This window comes from Paenarthrobacter sp. CM16, from assembly GCF_013179505.1.
GTDB lineage: Bacteria > Actinomycetota > Actinomycetes > Actinomycetales > Micrococcaceae > Arthrobacter.
In genome coordinates, this window is sequence record NZ_JABMCX010000339.1 from 1 (window position 1) to 4,582 (window position 4,582).

Sequence of the window (4,582 nt, forward strand, 5' to 3'; positions counted from 1 at the left end):
CCTCCGGACCGCCGCGGTGCCGCCATGGGACTGTGGGGCGCTACCGCGGGCATGGCCGTCCTTGTTGGCCCTATCCTGGGCGGAGTCCTGGTGGACAGCCTTGGTTGGGAATGGATCTTCTTCGTCAACGTCCCCATCGGGATCGTGGCTTTCATCCTGGTGATGCGCTTCGTGCCGAAACTGACCACCCACACCCACTCGTTCGATGTCCTGGGCGTGGTGCTGTCCGCCGTCGGCATGTTCCTCCTGGTGTTTGGCATCCAGGAGGGCCAAAGCTACAAGTGGGGAACGGTGACCGGTTTCGTCACCGTCTGGGGCCTGATCATCACCGGGCTTGTGGTCCTGGTGCTCTTTGTTCTGTGGCAGTGGCTTCTTGAACGCCGCGGCGGAGAACCCCTGCTGCCCCTTGGCTTGTTCAAAGACCGCAACTTCTCCCTTGGCAACACCACCATCATGGCTGTCGGTTTCACCGTGACTGCATTCCCGTTGCCCACCATCTTCTACTATCAGACGGTCCGCGGGCTGACGCCAACACAGTCGGCGCTGCTCATGATCCCCATGGCCGTTATTTCGGGTGTGCTGGCTCCGTTCGTGGGCAAGCTCATTGACCGCGCAAATCCGCGGTACTTTGCCTCCTTTGGGCTCGTCTGCATGGCTGGAGCCTTGTTCTGGACCGCCGCCCTGCTGGGACCCGACACCCCCATCTGGATGTTCCTGCTGCCCAGTGCATTGCAGGGCGTTGCCAACGCTTTCATCTGGGGTCCGGTATCAAATGCAACCACCCGGAACCTGGAACCACGTCAAGCAGGAGCAGGATCCGGTGTCTTCAACACCACCCGCCAGATCGGTGCGGTCCTGGGGTCGGCTGCCATTGCTGCCTTGATCCAGTCGCGGCTCTCAGCGGAACTGCCGGCAGCGCCCGCCGGCGCTCCGGTGGGCGAGGCGTCCATGAGCGGAGTCTTGCCGGAAGCCCTTCATGCAGGATTCTCGACGGCGATGAGCCAGTCCATCCTTTTGCCTGCCTGTGCGATCCTGCTGGGTGCGGTGGTGGCGTTGTTCTTTGGCAAGCCGAAGTCGGTGCAGGGCTGGGGCGGCGCGTCCGCACCCGGACCGGAAACTGCCAAGGCTGATCTCAACACCTAGAGTTTTTGTACAGATAACGCCCCTAAGAAGGCTCCTAAAGGGCGTTAGCTGTACAAAAACTCCCGGGGGAGTCAGCCGAGCAGCACGCTTGCGTGGAGCCCGCCCGTGGCGAAGCCAAGGCTGCGGGCCATCGCCAGTGCTCCCGTGTTGCTGACGTCGGATTTCCACTGCAGGGTCAGCCCGGCAGCCAGGGCTTCATGCGCTGCGATGGACGCAGCCAAAGTGCCCAGACCGCGCCGACGATACGGCGGTGCCACCAGGACCCCCATGTTGGCCAGGATGCCTTCCCACTCGGAGTAGGCGCCGCAAGCCACAGGAGTGGGCACTTCCTCGTCAGGGTGCATGATGGTGAACCGGTGTTCCAGTCCTTGCAGCCCCACCTCATTGACGTCATCCGGAGGGCACAACCCTTCCAAACTGATCGCCTCGGGGTTCCCCCGGGAGACTGTAAGGTCCTCGGAAGGTTGTTGCAGCGGCAAATCGTCAGCGAAGAACAGCGCGGTCGATCCAAGCCCGTGCCCGCCATGCGAACGGGTCAGCGTCAGTAACGTCACGTGTTGGGCGAGCTCGGTATCGGGAAGTCCGACGGCGGCGTCCAAGGCCCATTGCGGGCCCACCAATGCTGAAACTCCAAACAGCCTGAGGAAGACCACGGCGCGGGCCGATTCGTCCACGCGGGTGATGCGGTTCGCGGGTTCGCCAGGGTCGGTCGAGGAAGCGGCGAGCCGGGCTGCGGCGGTGGCGAAAGCGTCGTCGTCGAGCCCCAAATGGCGAGCCCACGCCAGCTGGATGATGGCAGCGGACGTGGGCTCTAAAGTCATGGATTCAGCCTAGCGGACTAGCCGAAAAGCACAGACGCTTCGTCGTAGCGGTGCTGCGGCACGGTCTTGAGCTTGCCCAGGGCTTCTTCGAAACCCACATGGGAAATGTCCGTGCCTTTAAGGGCCACCATGGTGCCCCACCGTCCGTCCACCACGGAGTCGATCGCCGCCATGCCGAGGCGGGTTGCCAGGACGCGGTCGTAGGCAGTGGGGACGCCACCGCGCTGGATGTGGCCGAGGATGGTTGCGCGGGTTTCAATGCCGGTGCGGGCCTCAATCTCCGGGGCCAGCTGGTCAGCAATACCGCCGAGGCGGGGCCGTCCAAAGGTGTCCAGGCCGCGTTCGGAGTGCGGGGACTCCATGTGCTCGGGAACGAAACCCTCGGCTACCACCACCAGGGGTGCGCGGCCGCGATCGTGGGCTTCCTGGACCCACTCGGTGATCTCCTCGATGCTGACCTTCTGCTCCGGGATCAGGATCGCGTGCGCACCGGACGCCATGCCCGAGTGGAGGGCGATCCAGCCGACGTGGCGGCCCATGACTTCGGCAATCATGCAACGGTGGTGCGATTCGCCCGTGGTGCGCAGGCGGTCGATGGCCTCGGTGGCGATCTGAACTGCGGTGTCGAAGCCGAACGTGTAGTCGGTGGCGTCGAGGTCATTGTCCACAGTCTTGGGGACTCCGACGATCTTCAGGCCGGCGTCGGTCAGACGCTTTGCTGCAGCCAGGGTTCCCTCACCGCCGATGGCGATAATGGCGTCAATGCCCAAGCGTTCCATGTGGGCCTTGATGACATCCGGGCCGCCGCCGTTTTCGAACGGGTTGGTGCGGGAGGTCCCCAGGATGGTGCCACCCTGCTTGGCGATACCGCGGACCATGGTGCGGGGGATGTCAATGACATCACCTTCCACTACACCACGCCAGCCGTCGCGGAAGCCCACAAATTCCTGACCGTGGATGGCGATGCCCTTGAGGACTGCTCCCCGGATCACTGCATTGAGGCCGGGGCAGTCGCCACCGCTGGTAAGAATGCCAATTTTCATGTTTGCTCACTCATGGCTTGGAGGAATACGTGCAGAGCGCCACGCTGAGCTCCCCATGATTGTAGACGCGCATGTGGGGTGGGACACAAATGGTTACTTTTGAACCGGGCTGTGCGGTATTGGAAATCTGGCTGAAAACAAAGCAAGCGCCCCGCCAGGAGGCGGGACGCTTGAGGTACTTTGTGACCGGAAACTACCGGGAACGCTGGTTGATGAACGATTCGAGGGCAACCTTGTTGTTCTGGTCCGGCAGGAGCAGCCAACCAAGGATGTAGACCACGAATGCCGGCCCCGGCAGCAGGCAGAAGAGCAGGAATGCCACCCGGACGTAAGCCACGTCCACCCTGAGCTTTGCGGCAATTCCTCCGCAGACGCCGCCCAGCCAGCGTTGCGGTCCACGCTTCAGGCCGAAGCCCCTGACGATGCTGAAGAACTTGTCCATGGCTACAGACTTCCCTGTTGTGGTTGCTTTGTCACTTCGTAGTGCTTACTTTTTTTGAACCCTTGCGGGCCGAGAGGAGTCCTCCGACCACCAAGGCCGCTCCGGCTCCGATCATCAAGCCAATCAGCACATACGTGCCGTTCAGGGTCACCCAACCGAGCGTCGAGATAACTATCAGCGCTGCCAGGGCTATCACGATCAGCCCCCAAACCACGGTGCCGATCCGCGCCTGCCGGGGTTCGTCGTCGTCCGCATGTTCTACGTTGAAGCTGCGCTCCAGTGGTGGCGTGAGCGGGATTTCCTGGAGGCGTGGCTTCGGCAGCGCCTGCGTAGGGTTGGTTTCCTTCGGCAGTGCCTCGGTCGGGTTGGTTTGGTTGGTGTTGCCGGGCTCGTTGGTGCTCATGTCAGTTTCCTTCCTGGATGGTCACGTTGCTGAACGTGCCGTCGATTTCCACCACGAGGTTGGCGCCGGGTTTCCCGGTGTTGTACAGGGTCCGCTCGTCCTGGAGCCGGCCGCCGCGGTCTGAGCCGCGTTCATTGAGGTTGCCGAACGTCATATCCGCCCTGACTTCCACGGGTACGTCGTCGGGAATGATGACTGTGACGTTGCTGGCGGTCGCGTCCACCGGGATCAGGACTTCGGTGACCAGCGGGGGCGTAAGGTTCATCTCACTCAAGTCCACGTGGCCCTGGGCACCGGTGACATTGATACCCAGCCGTGCTTGTTCCAAGCTGGTTGGTGCCCAATTCACGTCGTGGAAAGAGAAACGGTCTCCGTCCCTGGGGACCACGTTGAAGATTCCGCCTATCACCAGGGCAGCGACTGCGAGGAATCCGAGGAACCCCGAGGTCCGGCCGCGGAGCCCCGCAACCAGGATGCCGAGTCCCAGGACTGCGGCGCCGGTGGCCCACACCACGGCGTTGGCCGAGCTGCCCAAGTCAATGACGTTGCCGGCGTCGAGCGCTTTCAACGTACCGCCGGCCAGCAATGCAGCGCCGGCAGAGACAGCCACGATTGCGGCTCCGGGTCCCTTGCGCTTGGGGGCTGCGGGCTTGGGCTGCCAGTCGTGCGGGGGAGTGGGGCCCTGAGGCGGACGGGGACCGGAAGGACCTCCCGGAGTGTAGGAACTTCC

Annotated in this window: 5 protein-coding genes and 1 pseudogene; 1 reads left to right on the top strand and 5 read right to left on the bottom strand. The window is 63.1% G+C overall.

Annotated elements, in window-relative coordinates:
* Positions 1–1,143: MFS transporter (locus HP499_RS21125; RefSeq protein WP_172326081.1), on the top strand; the 1,143-nt coding region annotated here is incomplete at its 5' end.
* A gap of 71 nt (positions 1,144–1,214) precedes the next feature.
* On the opposite strand, the gene HP499_RS21130 is transcribed toward HP499_RS21125, so the two are convergent.
* The 5 genes and pseudogenes from HP499_RS21130 to HP499_RS21150 form a co-directional block, all read right to left on the bottom strand.
* Complete coding sequence (locus tag HP499_RS21130; protein WP_172326082.1) at positions 1,215–1,964, bottom strand: GNAT family N-acetyltransferase; 750 nt, start codon at positions 1,962–1,964, stop codon at positions 1,215–1,217.
* A gap of 17 nt (positions 1,965–1,981) precedes the next feature.
* Complete coding sequence (locus HP499_RS21135; RefSeq protein ID WP_026539790.1) at positions 1,982–3,007, bottom strand: 6-phosphofructokinase; 1,026 nt, start codon at positions 3,005–3,007, stop codon at positions 1,982–1,984.
* Positions 3,008–3,200: 193 nt separating this feature from the next.
* A complete protein-coding gene (locus HP499_RS21140) occupies positions 3,201–3,449 on the bottom strand; it encodes a PspC domain-containing protein (protein ID WP_172326083.1) in 249 nt (82 codons plus the stop codon).
* Positions 3,450–3,480: 31 nt separating this feature from the next.
* Entirely contained in the window at positions 3,481–3,852 is a 372-nt protein-coding gene (locus HP499_RS21145; protein ID WP_172326084.1) for a hypothetical protein, read from the bottom strand.
* Position 3,853: 1 nt separating this feature from the next.
* Positions 3,854–4,582: pseudogene (locus HP499_RS21150) on the bottom strand (cell wall-active antibiotics response protein); the annotation flags it as partial.